We start from the raw sequence: 20886 nt of genomic DNA on the forward strand, positions 1-20886 counted from the left end.
CCCGCCGACCCGGAGGACGCGGCGGCGCTGCTGGCCACCGTCCTGCTCGGCGGCCGGCGCGGGAGCGCCGCCGGCGAACGGCTCGCGGAGACCGTCGGCGCGCAGGCCGCGCTGCGGATGCGCGACCGGGCGCGGGAGCAGCTGGAGGACGGCGTCGCTGGGCTGCTGCGCGGTGAGTGCGAGCGTCGACTGGCGCCCGTGGACGGCCTCGATGTGACCGCGCAGCAGCAGTCCTCGTTGATCGCCGCACTGTCCCTACTGCAGAAGGAAAGGTGATCGCGGTGGCTTCCACGGCAGGAACCGGCACGGGCGCCACCAGAGGAACGGGTGCCGGCGGAGGACTGGGTGCGGGCGGAGGACCGGGTGCGGGCGGAGGATCACGCGCCGCCACAGGCGCGGGTGCCGGCGGAGGATCGGACTCCGCCAGAGGATCGGGTTTCGGCGGAGGGACGCGCGCGGCTCGGGGTAGCGGAGCGCGTTCTTCCGGGGGCTCGTACGGGGCCTCGCGTTCCCCTGACCCGCTCGCGGCCCGGGTCGACGCGCTCGGGGAGCTGCTGGGGCTGTCCCGGACGCGCGTCAGCCCGGACGAACTCGCCGAGACCGGAGCGCTGTTGGAACGGCTCGGGGAGCGTCGGCGGCTGTCGCTCGATCACACGGTCGTCGCGCTGGCCGGTGCCACCGGGAGCGGCAAGTCGACGCTGTTCAACGCGCTCGCGGGACTGGAACTGTCGGCGACGGGCGTCCGCCGGCCGACGACCGCCGCGCCGGTCTCCTGTTCCTGGGACCCCGAGGGCGCTGCCGGACTGCTCGACCGGCTCGGCATCGCCCCGCAGGATCGTTACGCCAGAAGGAGCGTGCTGGACGGCACCGACCGCGTCCCCGGGACGGACGAGCGGCTGGCCGGGCTCGTGCTGCTGGACATGCCGGACCACGACTCGGCCGCGCCCGGCCACCGCGACCAGGTGGACCGGCTGCTGCAGCTGGTGGACGTGGTGGTGTGGGTGCTGGACCCGGAGAAGTACGCGGACGCCGCGCTGCACGAACGCTATCTGCGGCCGCTGGCCGGCCACGCGGACGTCACGCTGCTGGTGTTGAACCAGGTGGACCGGCTGCCCGGCGACGCCGCCGACCAGGTGCTCGACGATCTGCGGCGGCTGCTCGACGAGGACGGCCTCGCCGTCGGCGAGCACGGCGACGCCGGCGCGGTGGTGCTCGCGGTCTCGGCGCTCAACGGGGTCGGGGTGCCCGATCTGCGGGCCTGTCTCGGGCAGATCGTGGCCGAACGGGGGTCGGCGAACCGGCGGCTCGCGGCCGATGTGGACCGTACCGCCGGCCGCTTGCAGTCGCTGTACGTGGGCGAGGGTGCGGTGGGCCTGACGGATCCCGCGCGTGAGGACTTCGTCGACCGGTTGGCCGACGCGGTGGGTGTCGCGGGCGCCGGCGAGGCGGCGGAACGGGACTGGGCGCGTGCCGCGGAGGCTGCCTGCGGCACTCCGTGGGGGCGGCTGACCGGCGAACGCCAGGGCGGGGCGGACCGGGTGGCCCGTGGGCCGGCCGGGCTCGCCGCGTCCCGCCCCGCGGTGGACGAGGCGGTGCGGGCGCTCGCGGACGACGCGGCCCAGGGGCTGCCCGTCCCGTGGGCGCAGGCGGTGCGGGACGCGGCGCGGCGCGGCGGCGAGGGACTGCCGGCGGCGCTGGACACGGCGGCGGCCCGCGCGGAGCCGGGGGAGCCGGAACGGCCCGCCTGGTGGTCGGCGGTGGGCGCCGCCCAGTGGCTGCTGATGAGTCTCGCGGTGGCCGGGGTGGTGTGCCTGGTCGCGATCGCGGTGGGTTCGCTGGACGCTTCGTGGTGGCTGCCGGTGGTCCTGCTCGCGGTCGGCGCCCTCGGCGGCCGGGCGCTCGCCTGGGCCTGCCGTATCTCCGCGCGCGGTCCGGCCCGCCGGTACGGGCAGGCGGCCGAGCGCCGGCTGCGGGCCGCCGCGGCGGACTGCGGCCGGGCGCGGGTGCTGGAGCCGGTCGCGGCGGAACTGCTGCGCTATCGCGAGGTGCGGGAGCAGTACGCGGTGGTGGCCGCGGGCTGAGCTGTCCGGCGCCCCTGCTCGGCCTCGCGAGCCGGCACCCCCGCCCTGCGCCCTGCGCCCCGCCCTGCGCTCCTGCTCGGCCTCGCGAGCCGGCACCCCCGCCTCCCGCCCTGCGCCCCGCCCTGCGCCCCTGCTCGGCCCTGCGGGCCGGTACCCGAGCCCGGCACCCGGGCCGGGATTTCACCCTCAGGAGTGACGGAGATATCCACAACCGGCCGGTAATCCACAGATTCGGTCCGTTTTTTCCACGCTCCGTCCGGCTCGTGCACGATGTTCTCAGGGCATTCGGGAGCGGGAATTCGGCGGCGGGGGGAGAGCGGGCGCATGAATGAGACGTCGGTGACGGTGGTGGGGAATGTCGTGACGCAGCCCGAATTCCGGGAGACCGAGACGGGAGTGCCGGTCATCCGGTTCCGGCTGGAGACGACGGCGCGCCGCTGGGTCGCGGAGCGGCGGGCCTGGAGCGAGGGCAGTACGAGCTTCTTCATGGTGCGCGCGTGGCGGACGTTGGCGGCCAATGTGCGGACGTCCGTCCAGGTCGGCGAACCGTTGGTCGTGCGGGGCCGGTTGCGGGTCCGCGAGGAGGAGTACGACGGACGGTGGTATGTCGCCGCGGACATCGACGCGGTGGCGATCGGACACGATTTGTCCCGGGGGACGGCGGCGTTCCGGCGGGTGTCGGTGGTCCGGCCGGAACTTATTTCGCCCGGGCCGGTCGAGATGTCCTGAGAGGCCCGTTTGTGCAGCTTTATACGGGCGAGTGGCATCGGTGACTTATCGACATTCTCATGACCATCCCTTAATCACATAACGATTGCGATTCGAAACGGTTATGGGAGGGGATTGTTGGTGGCCGCGATACCTGTGGTTCCTAGGATTCCTTCGGTACTGCGGGGGCCCGGATGCTCTCGGAGCCGCAGGCGAGGCCACCCTCACGACCCGGCTTCGCCCGAAGGGGAGTTCCATGTTCAAGATTCAGAGGCGCGGCGTTGCCCGCCTCGCCGCCGCGGGCCTGGCCACGGGTCTGCTCGCAGCCGGCGCGATATCCGGCGCGGGAGCCGCTTTCGCGGACGGCGGTGCCACCGCGGTACTGGGCGGTCTGCAGGCCGACAAGTCGGACGGCGTCGTCATCCACGAGGGTGGCAAGAACAAGCCCGTCAACGCCGGTCTGTTCACCATGGACGTCGGCGGCGGCACCATCCAGACGTACTGCATCGACATCCACAACCCGACGCAGAAGCACGCGAAGTACCAGGAGGTCCCGTGGGACTCCTCTTCGCTGCACAACAACCCTGACGCGGGCAAGATCAACTGGATCCTGCAGCACTCCTACCCGCAGGTGGCCGACCTCAGCGCGCTGGCCAAGGCCGCCGGCTCCGGTCCGCTGACCGAGAAGACCGCCGCGGCCGGTACCCAGGTCGCCATCTGGCGCTTCTCGGACAAGGCGAACGTCGACGCGAACGACCCGGCCGCCGAGAAGCTCGCCGAGTACCTGGGCAAGACGGCGACGGACACCCCCGAGCCCAAGGCGACCCTGACGCTGGACCCGCCGGCCGTCTCCGGCAAGTCCGGCGACAAGCTCGGCCCGGTCACGGTGCACACCACCTCCACCACGCCCGTGCAGATCGTGCCCGCCTCGGACATCCCGGCCGGCGTGAAGATCGTCAACAAGTCGGGCAAGGCCGTCACCTCCGCGAGCAACGGTGACCAGCTCTTCTTCGCCATCCCGGCGGGTGCCGCCGACGGCACCACGTCGGTGACGGCCACGGCCGTCACCCAGGTTCCGGTCGGCCGCGCGTTCACGGGCGTCGACAGCAAGAGCCAGGTCCAGATCCTGGCGGGCTCCAGCGCGACCACCGCCACGGCCACGGCCACGGGCACCTGGGCCAAGAAGGGCCCGATCCCGGCGGTCTCCGCCACGGTCAACTGCGCCAAGAACGGCGTCGACGTCACCGCCAGCAACAAGGGCGACGAGGCGTTCACCTTCGAGCTCGCCGGCAAGAAGTTCTCCATCGAGGCCGGCAAGTCGAAGACCATCACCGTCCCGGTGAAGGAAGACCAGAAGTACGAGATCACGATCTCCGGCCCGAACGGCTTCACCAAGACGTTCAAGGGTGTTCTGGACTGCAAGACGACCGGTACGCCCACCCCGGCGCCGAGCACCCCCACCACCCAGCCCAGCCCGGCCTCGGCCGGCTCCACCACCGGCACCACCGGCGGTGACCTCGCTCAGACGGGTGGCAGCAGCGCCACCCCGATGATTGCGGGCATCGCCGTCGCGCTCGTCGCGGTCGGTGGCGGCGCTGTCTTCTTCCTCCGCCGGAAGAAGTCGGCCGCAACTCCCGCTGGCCAGTAGCAGCGGGCAGTAGCCGCAGGCAGAAGTAACTGAAACAACGGGGGCGGGACTCTTGGAGTCCCGCCCCCGCTCCGTCCCCGCCCGGCCACCGCAACCAAGCGGCGACCGGGCGGCGGCCGTCCCAGGCCTTGCCCGGGCCGGTCCCGGGCCGTCCCTGGGCCGTGGCGCCCTCCGCAGGGATCGGCCGAGAGTGCGCAGGCCGGGGTTTCTGACCTACCCGTTCGCCCGTCGGGGTGGACGTGCGGCAAGATGGGGTGTTATTGAATCCCCGATCATGCAGAACAGCCTCTGAGCTGCGACGGAGCCGCAGACAGGGGGCCGCTTGATGGCGCCTGGGCCGTCTGCGGGCCGTAATTGGCGCAAGGCGGGGCTGTCATGAGCCCGATGGGGGATAGCCGCCAGGGGCAACGCCGACCCCGAGATCCGCTCGCATCACGTTGCGCATGCGGTCCCATCGCTCCCAGAGTCGCGGGAAGTCCGTTGCACGGATCTCCTGGAACGACCCATCGGGGTCAGGGTTTCCCTCCTCCAGGCACATTGTCCGGCGGTACACCTCTGACAGCGCCAGAGCCATACCGTCCAGCTCGGCCAGCACGGCGACCGAAGCGATCATCTGAGCCCCGGCGAACACCGAATGATGCTCCCGCCTCGCTTCCTCGACCGTTTCTCGGGCCTCCGGAGTGTTCTGCCCCTTGTCGACGATCCAGAGGAAGTTCATCAGGTGAGTCCGGTAGCGCCTGAAGGAGGCGTTGACCGTCATGTAGCAGTCACGCCGCCGGCCCAGCTCAGCTTCTTCCTGCTCACGGAGCCACTGGGCATGAGTCGCACGTTGCTCGCGATCGAAGGTGGCCGCCTGAACGCGGGCGAGCCCTCGTTGGGACAGGACCGGTGCAATCAGGGTGCCAGCGACGCCTACTATCGCGGCGGCCAGCGCAATCATCGCGTTGCTCACGGTGCCTCCTAGCGGTTCAGCGCCATACTGCCGCGCAACACGGCGGTGGCGGGGTCCTCTGCGAACTTCCGTCACCGCTGTTCGGCCGCTTAAGCTGCTTGATCGCTACTCGCCTCGCGACGCTGCGCCCCAAGCGTGTTGTAGACGCAGTCGACGGCCTTCCGGGTCCGCCCCTCGCTGCTGGGCATCAGGTGCGTGTACACCCGGAGCGTGAAGCCCGGATCGCTGTGGCCGAGGTACGTGCTCAGAGCCTTGATGCTCTCGCCCGCGTCCAGCAGCACCGAGGCGTAGAAGTGCCTGAGCGCGTGCATGCCGTGCTCACGGGCCGCCGCGTACCGCTTGCCCTTCTCCCGCCCGGGGATGATGCCCGCGGCCATGAGGGCGGGCTTCCAGGACTGATCGTTGAAGGCACTGCGCCACACTGGGTTGCCGGTCGTGCTGCTGAACACCAATCGCTTGGTGACCGGAGGGCCGTCCGGGGTGAGCCACGGCAGCGTCACCTTGGCCGGCGGAAACCGGTGCATGTGCTCGGTGAGCGCGTTCCCGACTTCACCCGGCAGGGGAACGTCCCGGACCTTGCCGCGCTTCGGCGGTGCGAACACCAGCGTCCCGTGTACGCGCTTCACTTGGTAGCCGACGTGCACCCAGCCGGTGAGGAAGCCGACTTCAGCGACGGGCAGGCCGAACACCTCACCCTGTCGGAGCCCGCAGCCGCCGCCCACATCGGCCATGGCCCGGTATCGGTCAGGTAGCGCAGCGCGGACGCCGAACACTTGCTCTGCCGTCCAGGGTTTGACCCGCGTCGGGACTGCCTGCGGAGCCTTGACGGAGGTTGCCCGGCACGGATTGCGCCGCAGGATGCCGTCATCTACGGCCGCGTTCAGGACTGATGACACGTTCTCGAAGATGGACCGCCGGTAGGAGGCTGACGGAATCGCGGTCTGGAGTTCGCGGTTCCAGTCCCGGATGTGCTCGGGCTGGAAGGAACCGAGCGGACGAGTTCCAATGTAGGGTCTGATGCAGGTTTGGGTGACAGGTTGACCTGCCCCACCTCACAGGTTCCAGTTCTGCTGGCTAGCTGACGGCCTTCACGAAAGGCTGCCGGACATGCCCCGCGCCTACCCCGCTGAGTTCCGCGCCCGCGCCATCGCATTGGTGCGGGCAGGAAAAGAACAGAAGCAGACCGCCGTTGACCTCGGCGTCCATCCGGTCACGTTGGCGAAGTGGTTGCGCCAGGACGACATCGACAATGGCCGACGGCCTGGCAGGGTCTCGGTGGAGTCCGCAGAGCTGCGTGCAGCGCGGCGACGAATCCACGAGCTGGAAACCGAGCTCGAGATCGTGCGCAAGGCCGCGAAGTTCCTCGGCGAGGACAAGCCGGTCCCAAAAGGCTCTACCCGGTGGCCTCACGCGGCACCTACGGCTACCGCCGCGTCCACGCCGAGCTCACCCTGGGCATGGGCATCCAGGTGTGCTCGAGGACCGTGTCGGTGCTGATGACACAGGCCGGGATCTACGGACTGCCCGGCCCGGTGCGGATCAAGCGCCTGCGGGGTGTCGTCACCGCCGATGACCTGGTCAACCGGAAGTTCCATCGGCTGCGTCCCAATGAGCTGTGGGTCACCGACATCACGCAACACCGCACCAGAGAAGGGTGGGTGTACTGCGCGGCGGTCCTGGACGCGTTCAGCCGAAAGATCGTGGGCTGGTCGATCGACTCCAGACAGGACTCCACCCTCGTGGTCAACGCGTTGGACATGGCCCTCCGCAACCGGCGCCCCGAACCAGGCGGGATAGTTCACGCCGATCACGGCGCCCAGTTCACCTCCTGGGTCTTCGGGGAAAGGATCCGCTCCGCCGGGCTCCTGCCATCGTTCGGCACCGTCGGAGACGGCCTGGACAACGCGATGATGGAGTCGTTCTGGTCCTCAATGCAGATCGAGCTGTTGAACCGCAAACGGTGGAAGACCCGGGTCGAGTTGGCGAACGCGATCTTCGAGTACATCGAGGTCTTCTACAACCGACAGCGGCGCCACTCAGCTCTGGGCTACCGCACCCCGATCGAGTACGAACTACTCTCCGAACAAGACACCATCCCCGCCGCCGGTTAGCCACCACAGCTGGAACCCAAACCGTGGGGCAGGTCAAGATGTCACCCGATCGTGCGGCAGACCCGACTGCTCAACATTCGGGTATTTCTGCCAGACGCATGACCGCCGCTACCGGCACGAGTCCTGCGGGGAGGGGCCGCATCTCATCGCCCTGCACTGCCAAGAGCACGGGCCAGAGAACATGTGGCCAGACCCACTCATGCTGGGATTCCCGGAAGGTTTCGATCCCCAGCTGAGTGACACTCAACTGGCCGGGTTGCGGCCAGAGGACGACGCCGTCTAGACATGATCCATAAGAGACGGCTTAGTGGTCGGGGAATCTGGTCACTCGGGCAGTCGCCATAGTTTCTCATCGGATCTGGCTTTCTGTGGAGGCGTCTCTCTCACCAAAAGGTAGAGGTTCTCAAAATAGACCTGCCAGCGAATCGGATCCTGCGTAGATGGATTTCTCTGAATTCGCTCACCGCGAATTAGGGGTTCCATCTTCTCCCAGATCAAGATTACGGAACCACCCAAGTAGCCCGAGACGGGTTCAATATCGACAACATTGTGAGTGACCAAAGCTCCCAAATTGTCGTAGAACCACGCGAGATCACGGACGATGCGCTGCTTTTCCTCCGTGAGCGCTGCCAGCCCTTGTGATAAATCGTAGGTGGAGAGTTCCCGATACACAAAAGATCGTGCGTTAGTGAGGTAGTCACTTCGATGTTCTCGAAAGAGATCAATGACGACAGGTAATGTATTGGAGTGGCGAGCAAGGGTAATTTGTCGGAAGGAAACTACGACGGAGACGAATACGGCCATGATCGATAGGGCCAGCGCTGCGACGTTCACGACTTACCTCCATGCCGATGGCGGGGCGTTACGGTACCGCGCAGCACGCTCCCGATACAGGCGGTCCCGCCCCCCGTCGTGGCTCTGCCGGCGGGTCAGCATCCGCACCCCCGCTGAAAAGCGTTGAAGGCTGTGGGAAGCCCTATCAGAGATCGCTTTTCAGGCGGGGGGCGACGACGCCACGTGTGCAGCCCCTCTGCCCCCTTGAGAGCCGTACGGACGCTCCGCAGGGAAGCCGAGCGGGCGGCCGCGTGCCGCCCGGACGAGCAAGAGGAGCACGCTGCGGCGGGTGCTCTTCTTGGGAGGGCTGGCCGCTGTTCGATGTGCTTGTCAGTCGTTGACTGTTGTGCGTTCGACTCCTGCGCATGCGAGCACTGCGGTGGCTGTGGCGTTGAGGAAGAGCATGAACGTCCATGTTCTGTCAGCGGGCATGATGAGACCGACGCGGACTGGTTGGTCCCCCGCACAGCGGAGGATGTCGACGGCCTCATCAAGGGCGAGCGTCATACGGCTGCGCCTCTGCATGCGCCGCAGCCGTATGCCGTAGACGCCTGCGTGTCGGTTCGCGGGGGCCGGGCCGTCATAGATCTCGAAACTGCCGCCAGCCAGCAGGGCTGCCCGGGCCAGTCGGCATGCTGTGGTGTCCTGGTCCAGTAGCGCTGAGAGGTCGTCGCGGGTCATGCCCCAATGATCGTTTCCCTCGTACTTACCAAGCGCACACGCAGTTTCCTCCAGGGTCTACCATCTTTCCAGTATCGAGAAACAAAAAAAGCGCATCGGCTAGCGGAAGTGCTGGCGAGCAGGTACTACACGCATTATTGCGAATGGTCTTGGGTAGGCCTTCGCGTGTCGCTGTCCAGGCGGAACGCGGTCCGGTCGTATTCTGGAGGCTCTCACACTTTGCGACGGTGCCGTCGCTAAATATCCGGAGTTCGTTTTTGGCAACGTGCCATACCGTACGGCCGTCAGGCTCCGTGACGGTTTTATGTCTATCCGCTTCGTTAAATTGAGACCTATTCCGACGCCGTTCGAGATATGACAGCTTTACTCCGATGTCGATCATCAGCGGTTCCTGTGGAATAGATGCAGTCTTGGCCCTATGGGCGAAGTCGACGAGAAGCGTGTTGGCGTAGGCGTCCCATTTGCGCTGGTCGGCGGCTGCCGTGTCCTGCGCACGACGTGCCTCCTCGGCGGTGCGTCGTGCCTGATCGGCTCGTTGCGCGGCCACCTGGTCGAGTGACGGCCAACTATCGGAGTCCATGAGATCTCCCCTGGGGTTGTTCGCTTAACTGCGTGGTTGACCACGACGTGTTCCCTGTCGAAGTCTGACAGGATGGGCTGGCGGGGGGAACCACGAGTCCCCATTCTGGCGGTCGGTTGCAAGGGCGTCAGTAGTTCAGAGAGATTGCCTCGCACCCTCCAAGGTGCCCTAGATGACGCAGTCTCTCCCGCGACGGGGATGGCTGTGAGCTGGGGTGATAGCACTAAAGAGGACTGGATCTTGCGGACACTGCGGACACTGGCGGACGCTAAACAGATTGTTTAGCGTCCACGGAATCTCCGCAGGTCAGGTGGTGGGCGAAAAGCCTTCTGGACGCTGCGGACACTGTCTCCCCTAACCCTCTAGGACGGCTAGTAGAGAGGCGCGGCCAGTGCCCGGGCAGCGACGGATTTTCAGGGGGCGCTGAGCCCGCCCCGACTCCTGCTTTCCCCGCTTAAGAGCCGTCCGAGCGGCTAAACGATGGGCCGCATGGGCACCCCCCCGCTGAAAAGTTCCCTGGCCCGCGCCTCCTCGGTCGCAACGGGTGTGCGAGAGAGGGAGGGAGGCAGGCGCCAGGGTTGTCGAGGCCGCTTCGAAGGTGTTTCGGGCTGTCCGGGTCCCTACCTCCCTGCCTCCCTCGGGGGTTCTTTCAGCAGCTCAGCCCGGGGGAGGCAGGTGAGGGAGGCAGCTAGGGAGAACTCCCTGCCTCCCTGGCGCCTCCCTCGGTCCGAATCGCCCCGGCGTCGCGTTCGACGGCCGCATTGGGGGACGTGCGGGCGAGTAGAAGGACTGCCCGCCCGAAGGGCGGTCCTGCTTGCTCTTGCCGTGAACCGGCGGCGGCAGGTTCGGCCGGTGGGAGGGCGATAGCGGCTGGGGCAAGGGGCTCGAAGCCCTCCAGGAGGCGTTTGGGCCGATCGGGCGCTTCGGGCCGCTATCGGCTAACGGCCTGCTCAGGAGCCGTTTAGGCTGCTATTGGAGCCGCTATCGATAGCACGTGAGGCCGCTATCGGTAGCGGCCTCCGTACGCGCCTCCTGGGCCGTCTGTGGGCCGTCCGAGGGTGCTCGGGGACGACAGATGACGACGGAGGACGACAGTCACCGGGCGAGGGTCGCGGCTAAGGCGCAGGTCGCGAGGCCCTGACCTACCCGTTCGCCCGTCGGGGTGGACGTGCGGCAAGATGGGGTGTATCTGCCCACACATCGATTGCCGGACGGTTTCTCTTGGCTGAGTACATCTACACGATGCGCAAGACGCGCAAGGCACACGGCGACAAGGTGATCCTTGACGACGTGACGCTGAGCTTCCTGCCCGGCGCGAAGATCGGTGTGGTGGGTCCCAACGGTGCCGGTAAGTCCACGGTGCTGAAGATCATGGCGGGTCTGGAGCAGCCCTCCAACGGTGACGCGTTCCTGTCGCCCGGCTTCACCGTCGGCATCCTCATGCAGGAGCCGAAGCTCGACGAGTCCAAGACGGTCCTGGAGAACGTCCAGGACGGCGCCGCCGAGATCATGGGGAAGCTCAAGCGCTTCAACGAGGTCGCCGAGCTCATGGCGACCGACTACTCGGACGCGCTGCTGGACGAGATGGGCAAGCTCCAGGAGGACCTGGACCACGCCAACGCGTGGGACCTCGACGCGCAGCTGGAGCAGGCCATGGACGCGCTGGGCTGCCCGCCCGGCGACTGGCCGGTCACCACCCTCTCCGGTGGCGAGAAGCGCCGTGTCGCGCTCTGCAAGCTGCTGATCGAGGCCCCGGACCTGCTCCTCCTCGACGAGCCCACCAACCACCTTGACGCCGAGTCGGTGAACTGGCTGGAGCAGCACCTCTCGAAGTACGCGGGCGCCGTCGTCGCCGTCACTCACGACCGGTACTTCCTGAACAACGTCGCCGAGTGGATCCTCGAACTCGACCGCGGCCGCGCGATCCCCTACGAGGGCAACTACTCCACGTACCTGGAGAAGAAGGCCACCCGCCTCAAGGTCGAGGGCCGCAAGGACGAGAAGCGCGCCAAGCGCCTCAAGGAAGAGCTGGAGTGGGTCCGCTCCAACGCCAAGGGCCGTCAGGTCAAGTCCAAGGCGCGCCTGGCCCGTTACGAGGAGATGGCGGCCGAGGCCGACAAGGTGCGGAAGCTGGACTTCGAGGAGATCCAGATCCCGCCGGGCCCGCGTCTGGGCTCCATCGTCGTCGAGGTCAACAACCTCTCGAAGGCGTTCGGCGACAAGGTCCTGGTCGACGACCTCTCCTTCACCCTGCCGCGCAACGGCATCGTCGGCATCATCGGCCCCAACGGTGCGGGCAAGACCACGCTGTTCAAGATGATCCAGGGCCTCGAGCCCGCGGACTCGGGCTCGGTCAAGATCGGCGACACGGTCAAGATCAGCTACGTCGACCAGAGCCGCGCCAACATCGACCCCAAGAAGACCCTCTGGGCGGTCGTGTCGGACGAGCTGGACTACATCAACGTCGGCCAGGTCGAAATGCCGTCTCGGGCCTACGTCTCCGCCTTCGGCTTCAAGGGGCCGGACCAGCAGAAGCCCGCCGGCGTCCTCTCCGGTGGTGAGCGCAACCGCCTCAACCTGGCGCTGACGCTCAAGGAGGGCGGCAACCTGCTGCTCCTCGACGAGCCCACCAACGACCTCGACGTCGAGACCCTGTCCTCGCTGGAGAACGCCCTGCTCGAGTTCCCGGGCGCGGCCGTGGTCATCTCCCACGACCGCTGGTTCCTGGACCGAGTCGCGACCCACATCCTCGCGTACGAGGGTGAGTCCAAGTGGTACTGGTTCGAGGGCAACTTCGAGTCGTACGAGAAGAACAAGGTCGAGCGGCTCGGCGCCGACGCGGCCCGCCCGCACCGCGCCACCTACAAGAAGCTGACCCGCGGCTGATGGCCCGGCATATCTACAGCTGCCCGCTGCGCTGGTCGGACATGGATGCCTTCGGGCACGTCAACAACGTGGTCTTCCTGCGGTACCTGGAAGAGGCGCGGATCGACTTCATGTTCCGGCTGGCGCCCGGTGAGGGCAGCACGTCGTTCACGGGCGGGTCCGTCGTGGCCCGGCACGAGATCGACTATCTGCGACCGCTGGTGCACCGGCACGCGCCGGTGACCATCGAGTCGTGGGTGACGAAGATCGGTGCGGCCTCGATGACCGTCGCGTACGAGATCAAGGACGAGGAGACCGTGTACGTACGGGCCTCCACGATCGTGGTCCCGTACGACCTCGCGGAAGCGCGGCCGCGGCGGATCAGCCCGGAGGAACGGTCGTTCCTCGAGGCGTACCGCGACGAACCGCCGTCGACGGCGGAGGCCGTGGCGGAAGAGGCCGTCGCCGCATGACGCGGCTGCTTCTCGCCGGTGCCGGGGAGGCGGCGGGCCTCGCCGCCTTCCTGGGCCGGCTGGTCCGCTGGGACAAGGCCGCCGTGGTGCGGCTGCGCTCCGCGGAGGGGGTGCTGGCGGTCTTCGGCCAGCCGCCCTTCGGCGGCGTGCTCGCCATTCGCACGGCCTCGCTCCGCGACGTTCTCGACCTCGATGCCACGGTCTCGGCAGGGCAGCTGCTGGAAGGCATCGAGGAACGGATCGAGGCAGGCGCCGGGGAAGCCCCCGACGGGAGCGGCGACGCCGTCGTGGTCCCGCCGTCCGTCACCGGCCCCGCATGGGCCGGGCTGCTGCCGCCGCGCGGTGGCTGGCAGCGGGTCGCGGAGTTCGCGCCCGAGGACGTACGGGCCGCCGCGGAGCGGCTGGTGGGGGAGTTCCGCTCGCGTACCGAAGTGCTGGTGCCGGAACGGCGGACGCGGGCCGAGCTCGACGCGCTCGCCGAGGAGGTCTGGTCCCGGCCGGTCGGGGACACGGCGCTGCCGATGCGCGCCGTGCACGCGGCGCAGGCGCTGGGTTTCCTGCGGGGTGGCCGCGACGAGCCGTTCACGCTGCTGACGGCAGGGGCCTGGCTGCGGCTGCGTACGCCCTACGGATCGATCGCCGTACGGCGCACCGCCCTCGGCTCCGGCCTGACGGTCACGCCCGCCTGACGGTCAAGGCCAGGCCCGCCTCGGACGCGTGCCAAAGCAGACAACGACGCACCACAACGCCGCACCCAACGACGCCACAACGCCGCCGGATCAGTCCTCCTCCGGCGGCGTCGGCCGGTCCGGCCAGACGCCGATGTGGTCGGATTCCAGTTCCAGCAGGACCCGGTTCTCGATGGAGAGCGCCGCGGTGTAGTCGCGGGGCAGCTGCAGCCGTCCGGCGCGGTCGACGGTGGCGTACTCGCGGGCGACGACCGACTCCTGGCCGTGTTCGTCGATCTCGGTGTGGCGCAGCACCTCGGACGCCGTCCTGCCGTCCCGGATCGCGACCGTGCGGCGTACGGCGTCGGCCACGGCGTGGTCGTGGGTGACGACGACAACGGTGGTGCCGAGCTCCTCGTTGGCGGTCCTGAACGCGGCGAAGACCTGCTCGCCGGTGGCGGAGTCCAGTTCGCCGGTCGGCTCGTCGGCCAGCACCAGGGACGGGGAGTTGGCGAGTGCGACGGCGATGGCCGTGCGCTGCTGCTCGCCGCCGGACATCTGCCCGGGGTGCCGGTCGTGGCAGTAGCCGACGCCGAGCATGGTGAGGAGCTCCGTGGCGCGGGCGGCGTGCAGCCGCTTGGCGCGGAACCCGTCCCGCCCCGACAACTGCATCGGCAGCACGACGTTCTGAGCCGCCGTCAGATAGGGCAGCAGGTTGCGGGCGGTCTGCTGCCAGACGAAGCCGACGACCTCCCGGCGGTAGCGCAGCCGGGACTTGGCGTCCATGTCGAGCAGGTCGTAGCCGCCGACGGAGGCAGCGCCCGCGGTCGGGACGTCGAGGCCGGCGAGGATGTTCAGCAGGGTGGACTTGCCGCTGCCCGAGGCGCCGACCAGGGCCATCAGCTCCCCCTTGGCGACAAGCAGGTCCAGGCCCTGCAGCGCCTGGACCTCGACGCCGTCGGCCGTGAAGATCCGTACCAGCCGGTCGCAGCTGATGAGCGCGTCCTGCCCGTAGGCGGGCTGCTCGCGGCGGGCCGCCGCCCGCTGTTCCAGATCGGCCAGGGTGGTCGTGGCGCCGCCGGCGCCGCCCTCGGTGGTATGGGTCATGAGCGGTCTCCTACTCTCAGGTCCGTACTCTCACGGCGCAGTCCGGTCACCCACACCTGCGCCAGCAGCACCACACAGGCCAGCGCCAGCAGTCCGGCCGAAGGCAGCGCCAGCGAGAGCGGGTCGGCGCGCAGCCCGAGGCCGGCGGGTACGTTCGTGCCGGGGTCGCTGCCGAACGCGAGTGCGGTGATGTCCACGCCGGGCCCGAGCAGCGGGATCACCGCGAGGCCGACGAGCACGCCGCCGATCGCCGCCAGCAGTGCCTGCGGCAGCATTTCCAGGAACACCAGCCGTCGCCCGTCGCGCCGCCCCATGCCCATCGTCCGCAGCCGGGCGAGCAGCGCGGCGCGTTGGGGGGCGGCCTGGAGCAGGGACAGCAGCAGCGCGAGCGCACTGTAACCGGCGCCGCCCGCGACCGCGGCGAGATAGATGCCCCGCGCCCCGGACTGCAGGGCCGAGTCGGCGAGTACGCCGCGCTCCTCGCTCAGCAGGGCGACGAACATGTTGGAGCCGGACGCGGCGGTGGCGGCGCGCAGCGCCTTGCCGTCGATGGGACCGTTCGCGGTGATCATCAGCACCGTGGGGCCGGTGTATTGGCTGTAGTTCATGTCCGGGTGGCGCTTGGCGAGTTGCGCGGACGAGACGATCACGAAATCGGTGTTGGGTGCCGCCGGAGTGAGGTCCAGCACCGCTGCGGCCTTGATCTCGGTCGTTCCGATGGCGGGCTGCACCGAGAGGGTGCTGCCCGCGAGCTTCGCGGCGACCTTGCGGGAGACGACGGCCGGCATCGGGCCGGTGCCGTCGTCGTGCAGGAGTGCGTCGGCGGGGAAGTCGGGGAGCCCGATGGAGCGGGTCAGCGCGGCGTAGGCGACCGGGTCGACGCTGAGCACGCTGTAGGGCATCCCGAATCCGGAGGTGGGGGCGCTGGGCTCGACCCGGACGCCGGTGGTCCCGGCGACGCCGGGCACCTGCCGGATGTTCGCCGCGAGTTTCTCGGGCAGGACGAAGTTGGCGTCGATCCTGGCGTCCGCGCCGATGGCCGCGCGGGCCGCCTCGTCACGGCCGTCCGCGACCCCGGCGAGCACCGATCCACCGAACGAGGCCACCGTCAGCGACATCAGCAGGGCGAGCAGCGGCAGTTGGGCGCTGGCCGGGGAGCGGCCGGCGCGGGCCAGGCCGAGGTGGGTGACGGCGCCGGTCAGCCGGGCCGCGGGCCGGGCCAGCAGCCGCAGCGGCAGCGGGTACAGGCGCAGCAGGATCAGGGCGGCGGCGATGGCGACGAGGACGGGTGCGGCCGCGAGGAACGGGTCGGCGCCGCTGACGGTGCCCCGCCGGCGCAGGGCGACGACCGCGCCGATGACCAGGACGGTGACCGTCAGCTCGGCCACCGTACGGCGCCGGGAGGGCCGGGCGGCGGCCACGTCCTCGCGTGCGGCCGGGCGCGGCCTGCGGTGGACGGCGACGGCCCGCAATGGCAGGGCGAGCGAGGCGGTCACGGCCACTGCGGAGCCGAGCAGCACGGACAGCAGATACCGGTCGGTCGGCAGCAGGACCAGGGCGAGCACGGTTCCGGCGAGCGCGGCCGGCACGGCGGCCGCCGTGGTCTCGCCGAGCAGCCGTCCGACCATGCCGCGCAGGGAGCCGCCGCGCGAGCGCAGCAGGGCGAGTTCGCCGCGCCGCCGCTCGGCCGCGAGCCCGCCGGCCATGAGCAGGACGGCGAACGCGGTGGCGCCGACACCGATCGCGGCGACCAGGACCAGCGGCAGCGCCGCCGCCCGGTCGCGTTCGTAGGCGGTGAGCAGCCGGCCGAGCCCGGTCGTGATGTGGATGTAACTCCCGGTGCCCTCCTGCAGCGCGGTCGCGGCCGGGCCGCTGTCGAGCGAGGCCAGCTGCGCCTGGAGCGGGGCCACGTCCTGGGCCGTGAGCCGGCCGGCGTCGGCGGGGTGGTGCCAGTAGAAGGACGCGCCCTTGCCCAGGCTGAGCAGGGCCGGTGCCGCCTCCGGCGCGATCAGCACGGTGAAGTGCCAGTAGAACGTGGGGTATTCGCCGGGTCGCGGGGGAGGTGACGTCAACTGGGGAGCGAGGACGTCGGGTTCCTCGTTCCAGTACGCGCCTCCCGGCTCGGTGGGTGAGACGATGCCGGTCACATGGACGGTGAACGCCGTGCGCAGGGTGCTGAGGTGGATCTCGGAGCCGGGACGCAGGCCCATCACCTTGGCGGTCTGTTCGGTGACCGCCGCATCGACGCGGTTCGACCCGCCCGACGCGTCGGCGGGAGCGGGACCGCGCGGCATGCTGCCGGCCACCAGCCGGGAGTGCTGCTCCAGACCCTGCTGGGCGACGAGGTCGGCCATCGGGTTCAGCACCTTGGTCGGCCGGGGCAGTCCGGGATCCAGCGCCGCGGAGTCGCTGCCGGTCCTGACCCCGATCACGGACTGACCCGGCAGCAGGCGCAGAGGCGGTCGTACGAGCTTCTGGAACTCCGACTCCACGCCGGCGATCCACTCCGGCGCGAACCGCGACGCTCCGGAGGCGCCCTCGGTGTCCGGACCCGACGAGGTGTCGCTGAGGGACAGCGTGCGGTCGCGCAGCTTGGCGTCGGCGAGCGAACCGCGCAGCGCCTTGACCTCGTAGCGGTCCACCGCCCGCGGCAGCGCGGCCGCGAGGAAGGCGGTGACCAGCACGAGCAGGGCCATCGCGATGGCGGCGGCCGGAGCGGCGCGCAGCCGGACCCGCACCCAGGAGAGCGCGGCGGCCCGTGGAGCCGCCGGGAGACCTTCGGTCCCGTTCGTCATGTCAGTCCTCCCCTTGCCTGCGCAGCGCGGTGACCGGGTCGCCGCGCCGGACCGCCGTCAGGACGACCACCAGCAGCGGTACGACCAGCACGATGGCGATCAGCTGGGCCAGCGGCCCCACCGGCAGGGTGACCAGCAGTCCCGGAACGGGCTGGGACGCCTGCGCCGTCAGAACGATCAGTGGTACGACCAGCCGGGTCAGCAGCGCGCCCAGCGCCACCCCGACCACCAGGGCCAGCAGCACCAGCAGGCCCTGCTCCGCGGCCATCATCCGGGCCAGCTTGCGGCGGGGCGCCCCCAGCGCCCGCAGCACCGCGAACTCCCCGCTGCGCTCGCGGATCGCGCCGGCCGAACTGACCGCGAAGCCCACCGCCGCCAGCACCGCGGCGGCGATCACGGCGGCCGGCAGCACCGACTGCGGCCCGGCGCCGAGCGGGTCGGCCCGCAGCTCCGACGCGGTCTCGTCACGCACCAGCAGGGAATCGATGTCGGCCCGGTCGCGCAGCGCGGCGGCGATCTTTCCGGTGGCGCCCGGCGTGGCGGCCAGCCACCACTCGCTGGGCTCCATGCCGCGGCCGCCCGTCGCGTTGAGCGTCCGGTTCACGGCGCGCAGGTCCAGCAGCAGCGCTCCGCCGTCGTTCAGGGAGGACGGCGGTGCGGTGGTGCCGGGCAGCGCGCGGATCGCGGAGGTGATGCGCACGGTCGTCTCGATGCCGTTCAGTTCGACGCGGACATCGCCGCCCACCTTGCTGCCGGTGGCCCGCAGGAAGGCGTCGGTGGCGACCCCGGCGAGCGGCGGGGCGGCCGGTTCTGCGACACGTACGGAGAGGTGGGCGCCCTTGGAGTCCGCCAGGGTCGGGTCGGTGGCCCCGGTCGAGTAGTCCACGGTCAGCGCGGCCCCGGCCTGGGTGCTGGTGACGGTGCCGGCGTTCGGCTGGAGGGCGGGGTCACTGCCGAGCGTGGTGTCGGCCCGCTGCATCTGCGCCTTCGCGGCCCAGGACGAGCCGGCGGCGGCCGTCAGCGGGCGGACGGCGCCGTCCGCGGTGACGGTCGCCGGGGCGAGGGTGAGCCGGTGCTTCTCGACGAACTCGGGGGCCGAGTAGTCGACTTCGACGCGGGTGAGCCGCAGCGGTCCCGCCGGGGACCCGCCCGTCCGGCCCGCCGCGTCGGCGAGGTCCAGGACCAGGAGGTGCGGCTTTCCGTCGGCCGGGACATCGCCGAGCGGGAACGCGTAGGTGATGCCGTTGCCGTCCTTGAGGACCGCGGTGAGCGAGTCGACGACCCCGCCCTGCCCGTCCGAGTCGAGCCGCGCGGTGAAGCGCAACTGCTGGGCGGTGGCGTCGACGGGGAAGCCCGCGGTCTCCTTCGCTCCGCCGGACGGATCGGCCCGCAGCGGCCGGAGCAGCTCCGGCAGCGGACGGTCGGCGAGATCCTGGCGGAACCGCATCACCTCGCCGGCCTTCGCCGTGTCGATCATGAGGACGGAGGCCACGCGCTGTTCGGGCAGCGTCAGTTGGGACCGCGCCGCGGGGGCGGCGGTGGCGATGCCGGGAGTGTGTTCGTACACCCCCGCCTGTCCGAACGGCGGGGTGGTGGCGCCGGTCACCCGCAGGTCCGCGCCCACCGCGAAGTCGGCCTGGTCGCGCTGCGACCGGTCCCAGCTGGCGCCCTGTCCGATCGCGAACATGCCCATGGCGACGGCCAGTACGAGCAGCAGCACGGCTCCGGCGCCGCGCCGCGGCCGCCGGGAGAGCTGCCACCCCGCGAGGGCGAGCGCCAGCCCGCTGCCCCGCGCCGCCCTGCGCTCACCGAGCCGGGCGGCCAGCGGCAGCAGCCGCAGGATCAGGACGGTGCCGGCCAGCAGGCACAGCGCGGGCGCGGCGACCAGCACCGGGTCCACACCGAGGCTGCCGCCGGTGTCGGCGCTCAGCACCCCGGTGTCCGAGGCGCGGCTCGACAACTGCCAGTAGGCGATGCCGGCGAGCAGCAGCAGTCCGAGGTCGGCCCCGGCCTGTACCGCGGCGGGCAGCGCCCCGCGCCGGGCGCGTGCCGAGCGCTCCTCGACATAGCTCCCGGCGCTCCGCAGGGCCGGCACGATGACGGCGAAGGCGCAGGCCAGCGCGGTTCCGGCGGCCACCCACCAGGCGGCCGCACCGATCGCGCCGCCCAGGTCGGTGCCGGACCTGGCCAGCGCACCCTGCCCGGCCAGCAGCCGGATGACCGGCCCGGCGAGCAGCGGCGCGGCCAGTCCCGCGGGCACCGCGAGCAGCAGTGACTCCGTGGCAGCCAGCCGGGCGACGCGGCCGCGCGAGCCGCCGCGGGCCCGCAGCAGCGCGGTCTCGCCGGCCCGTTCCTCGGACAGCAGCTGGGCGACGAGCAGCAGGGCGAAACCGGCCAGGATCAGCAGCTGCAGTGCGCCGATCAGCAGCGTGGAGCGGGTCACCAGCAGGGTGCGCTGCACCCCGGTGAGCAGGTCGGGCAGCTCGGAGGAGATCTGGATGCCGGAATTCGCCGGGTCCTTGGCGGTGGCGTCGATGGTCCGCCGCACGTCGTCCCGCACCCCGGGGATCCCGGCCACGTCCAGGTTCCGGAAGTCGGCGGTGCTCTGCCAGGACATCTCGGCGGGCGTGAGGCGGTCGGAGGCGAAGACGCTCGGGTCGGCGAGCAGCGGCCCGTAGGTGGTGAAGGACACGGTGCGGATGCCGTGGCCGCCCATCGGGTCGAGCTGCCAGTACGGGTCGGTCCGGTCGGTCGGGCGGTAGGTGCCGGTGACCCGGATGTGGAGCACCGGGCCGCCGAGCCGGCTGGTCAGGTCGACCAGGGTGCCGGGCCGCACGCCCAGGGAGCGGGCCACGGGCTCGGGGACCGCCACCGGCACGACGCCGGTGCCGCGGTCGACCGCGGTGGGCCAGCCGCCCTGGACCAGCGTCACGTGCGCCCGGTCGAAGGTGGCCAGCAGCGTCAGGTCCGGGTCGGCGCCCTTGGGGGCGCCGGACGCGGCACCGCCCAGCGTGGCCGGCAGCGCGTACGGCCCGGACCGGGTGCTGGACCGCACCTCCGCGGGCAGCCCGTCGTACGCGCTCCCCAGGTTCTTGCGGATCCCGGCGTCCGAGGTCCGCCAGGCGTCGGCCGTGACGGTCATCTGGACGTTGACGGTGGTCCGCGCCGCCGACTGGTGTTCGAGTGTGCGGCGCAGCCCGGCATCGCCGATGGCGCTGGTGAACGCGGCGAGGGTGGCCAGCACGCTGGTGGTGAGAACCACGGTGAGGAGGGCGGCGGTCAGCAGCAATCGGTGCGCGCGGACACGCAGAAACACAAACCCCGTCACGCTTATCCCCCGTTCGACCGCTGTTCGGATGCTCTCAAACAGATCGGGCGTGAGG

Annotated in this window: 15 protein-coding genes and 3 pseudogenes; 10 read left to right on the plus strand and 8 right to left on the minus strand. The window is 70.3% G+C overall.

Annotated elements, in window-relative coordinates:
• The 4 genes and pseudogenes from G3I60_RS28860 to G3I60_RS28875 all read left to right on the plus strand — a co-directional run.
• Window positions 1–276: pseudogene (locus G3I60_RS28860) on the plus strand (ATP-binding protein); the annotation flags it as partial.
• A gap of 275 nt (window positions 277–551) precedes the next feature.
• Complete coding sequence (locus tag G3I60_RS28865; RefSeq protein ID WP_239070374.1) at window positions 552–2081, plus strand: GTPase; 1530 nt, start codon at window positions 552–554, stop codon at window positions 2079–2081.
• 324 nt (window positions 2082–2405) lie between these two features.
• Window positions 2406–2810, plus strand: coding sequence for a single-stranded DNA-binding protein (locus G3I60_RS28870; RefSeq protein ID WP_138355088.1), 405 nt, complete (start codon window positions 2406–2408; stop codon window positions 2808–2810).
• Between the two features lie 235 nt (window positions 2811–3045).
• On the plus strand, window positions 3046–4437 hold the full coding sequence (locus G3I60_RS28875) for an LAETG motif-containing sortase-dependent surface protein (RefSeq protein ID WP_138355089.1): 1392 nt from the start codon (window positions 3046–3048) through the stop codon (window positions 4435–4437).
• A gap of 373 nt (window positions 4438–4810) precedes the next feature.
• On the opposite strand, the gene G3I60_RS28880 is transcribed toward G3I60_RS28875, so the two are convergent.
• The 3 genes and pseudogenes from G3I60_RS28880 to G3I60_RS46530 form a co-directional block, all read right to left on the minus strand.
• Window positions 4811–5389: a hypothetical protein gene (locus G3I60_RS28880; protein WP_164295694.1), complete on the minus strand. Its 579-nt coding sequence runs from the start codon at window positions 5387–5389 to the stop codon at window positions 4811–4813.
• A gap of 89 nt (window positions 5390–5478) precedes the next feature.
• A pseudogene (locus G3I60_RS28885) lies at window positions 5479–6402 on the minus strand (tyrosine-type recombinase/integrase); the annotation flags it as partial.
• A 61-nt stretch (window positions 6403–6463) separates the two neighbouring features.
• Window positions 6464–6595: a hypothetical protein gene (locus G3I60_RS46530; protein ID WP_275405966.1), complete on the minus strand. Its 132-nt coding sequence runs from the start codon at window positions 6593–6595 to the stop codon at window positions 6464–6466.
• Between G3I60_RS46530 and G3I60_RS45740 the strand changes: the two are divergent.
• Both G3I60_RS45740 and G3I60_RS28890 read left to right on the plus strand, forming a co-directional pair.
• A pseudogene (locus tag G3I60_RS45740) lies at window positions 6545–6664 on the plus strand (hypothetical protein); the annotation flags it as partial. The gene G3I60_RS46530 and the pseudogene G3I60_RS45740 overlap by 51 nt on opposite strands.
• Window positions 6613–7500, plus strand: a complete 888-nt coding sequence (locus G3I60_RS28890; RefSeq protein WP_343241451.1) for an IS3 family transposase — start codon at window positions 6613–6615, stop codon at window positions 7498–7500. The pseudogene G3I60_RS45740 and the gene G3I60_RS28890, both read left to right, overlap by 52 nt.
• A 324-nt stretch (window positions 7501–7824) precedes the next feature.
• Here G3I60_RS28890 and G3I60_RS28895 read toward each other — a convergent pair whose 3' ends face one another.
• Entirely contained in the window at window positions 7825–8334 is a 510-nt protein-coding gene (locus G3I60_RS28895) for a hypothetical protein (RefSeq protein WP_164295695.1), read from the minus strand.
• A gap of 330 nt (window positions 8335–8664) precedes the next feature.
• The gene (locus tag G3I60_RS28900; protein WP_164295696.1) at window positions 8665–9015 is read right to left on the minus strand and encodes a hypothetical protein; all 351 of its coding nucleotides are present in this window, start codon (window positions 9013–9015) and stop codon (window positions 8665–8667) included.
• A gap of 418 nt (window positions 9016–9433) precedes the next feature.
• Here G3I60_RS28900 and G3I60_RS28905 point away from each other — a divergent pair, with 418 nt between their 5' ends.
• The 4 genes from G3I60_RS28905 to G3I60_RS28920 all read left to right on the plus strand — a co-directional run bounded on the left by G3I60_RS28905 (window position 9434) and on the right by G3I60_RS28920 (window position 13622).
• Window positions 9434–9574 (plus strand): hypothetical protein, encoded by a 141-nt coding sequence (locus tag G3I60_RS28905; RefSeq protein WP_164295697.1) that lies wholly within the window; start codon window positions 9434–9436, stop codon window positions 9572–9574.
• Window positions 9575–10816: 1242 nt separating this feature from the next.
• Complete coding sequence (gene ettA / locus G3I60_RS28910) at window positions 10817–12481, plus strand: energy-dependent translational throttle protein EttA (RefSeq protein ID WP_138355090.1); 1665 nt, start codon at window positions 10817–10819, stop codon at window positions 12479–12481.
• The gene (locus G3I60_RS28915) at window positions 12481–12933 is read left to right on the plus strand and encodes a thioesterase family protein (RefSeq protein WP_164295698.1); all 453 of its coding nucleotides are present in this window, start codon (window positions 12481–12483) and stop codon (window positions 12931–12933) included. The genes ettA and G3I60_RS28915 overlap by 1 nt, the downstream gene beginning before the upstream one ends.
• Window positions 12930–13622 carry a hypothetical protein gene (locus tag G3I60_RS28920; RefSeq protein ID WP_138355092.1) on the plus strand — a complete coding sequence of 231 codons (693 nt, stop codon included), beginning with the start codon at window positions 12930–12932 and terminating at the stop codon, window positions 13620–13622. Before G3I60_RS28915 ends, G3I60_RS28920 begins: the two co-directional genes overlap by 4 nt.
• 90 nt (window positions 13623–13712) lie before the next feature.
• Here the strand turns inward: G3I60_RS28920 and G3I60_RS28925 are convergent, their stop codons facing one another.
• The 3 genes from G3I60_RS28925 to G3I60_RS28935 are packed head-to-tail and all read right to left on the minus strand — an operon-like array spanning window position 13713 to window position 20831.
• Window positions 13713–14708 carry an ABC transporter ATP-binding protein gene (locus G3I60_RS28925; RefSeq protein WP_138355093.1) on the minus strand — a complete coding sequence of 332 codons (996 nt, stop codon included), beginning with the start codon at window positions 14706–14708 and terminating at the stop codon, window positions 13713–13715.
• Entirely contained in the window at window positions 14705–17503 is a 2799-nt protein-coding gene (locus G3I60_RS28930; protein ID WP_164607916.1) for an FtsX-like permease family protein, read from the minus strand. Before G3I60_RS28930 ends, G3I60_RS28925 begins: the two co-directional genes overlap by 4 nt.
• Window position 17504: 1 nt before the next feature.
• On the minus strand, window positions 17505–20831 hold the full coding sequence (locus G3I60_RS28935) for an FtsX-like permease family protein (protein ID WP_164295700.1): 3327 nt from the start codon (window positions 20829–20831) through the stop codon (window positions 17505–17507).
• Window positions 20832–20886 lie beyond the last annotated feature (55 nt).

The sequence above is a fragment of the Streptomyces sp. SID13666 genome (assembly GCF_010548325.1).
GTDB lineage: Bacteria > Actinomycetota > Actinomycetes > Streptomycetales > Streptomycetaceae > Actinacidiphila > Actinacidiphila fildesensis.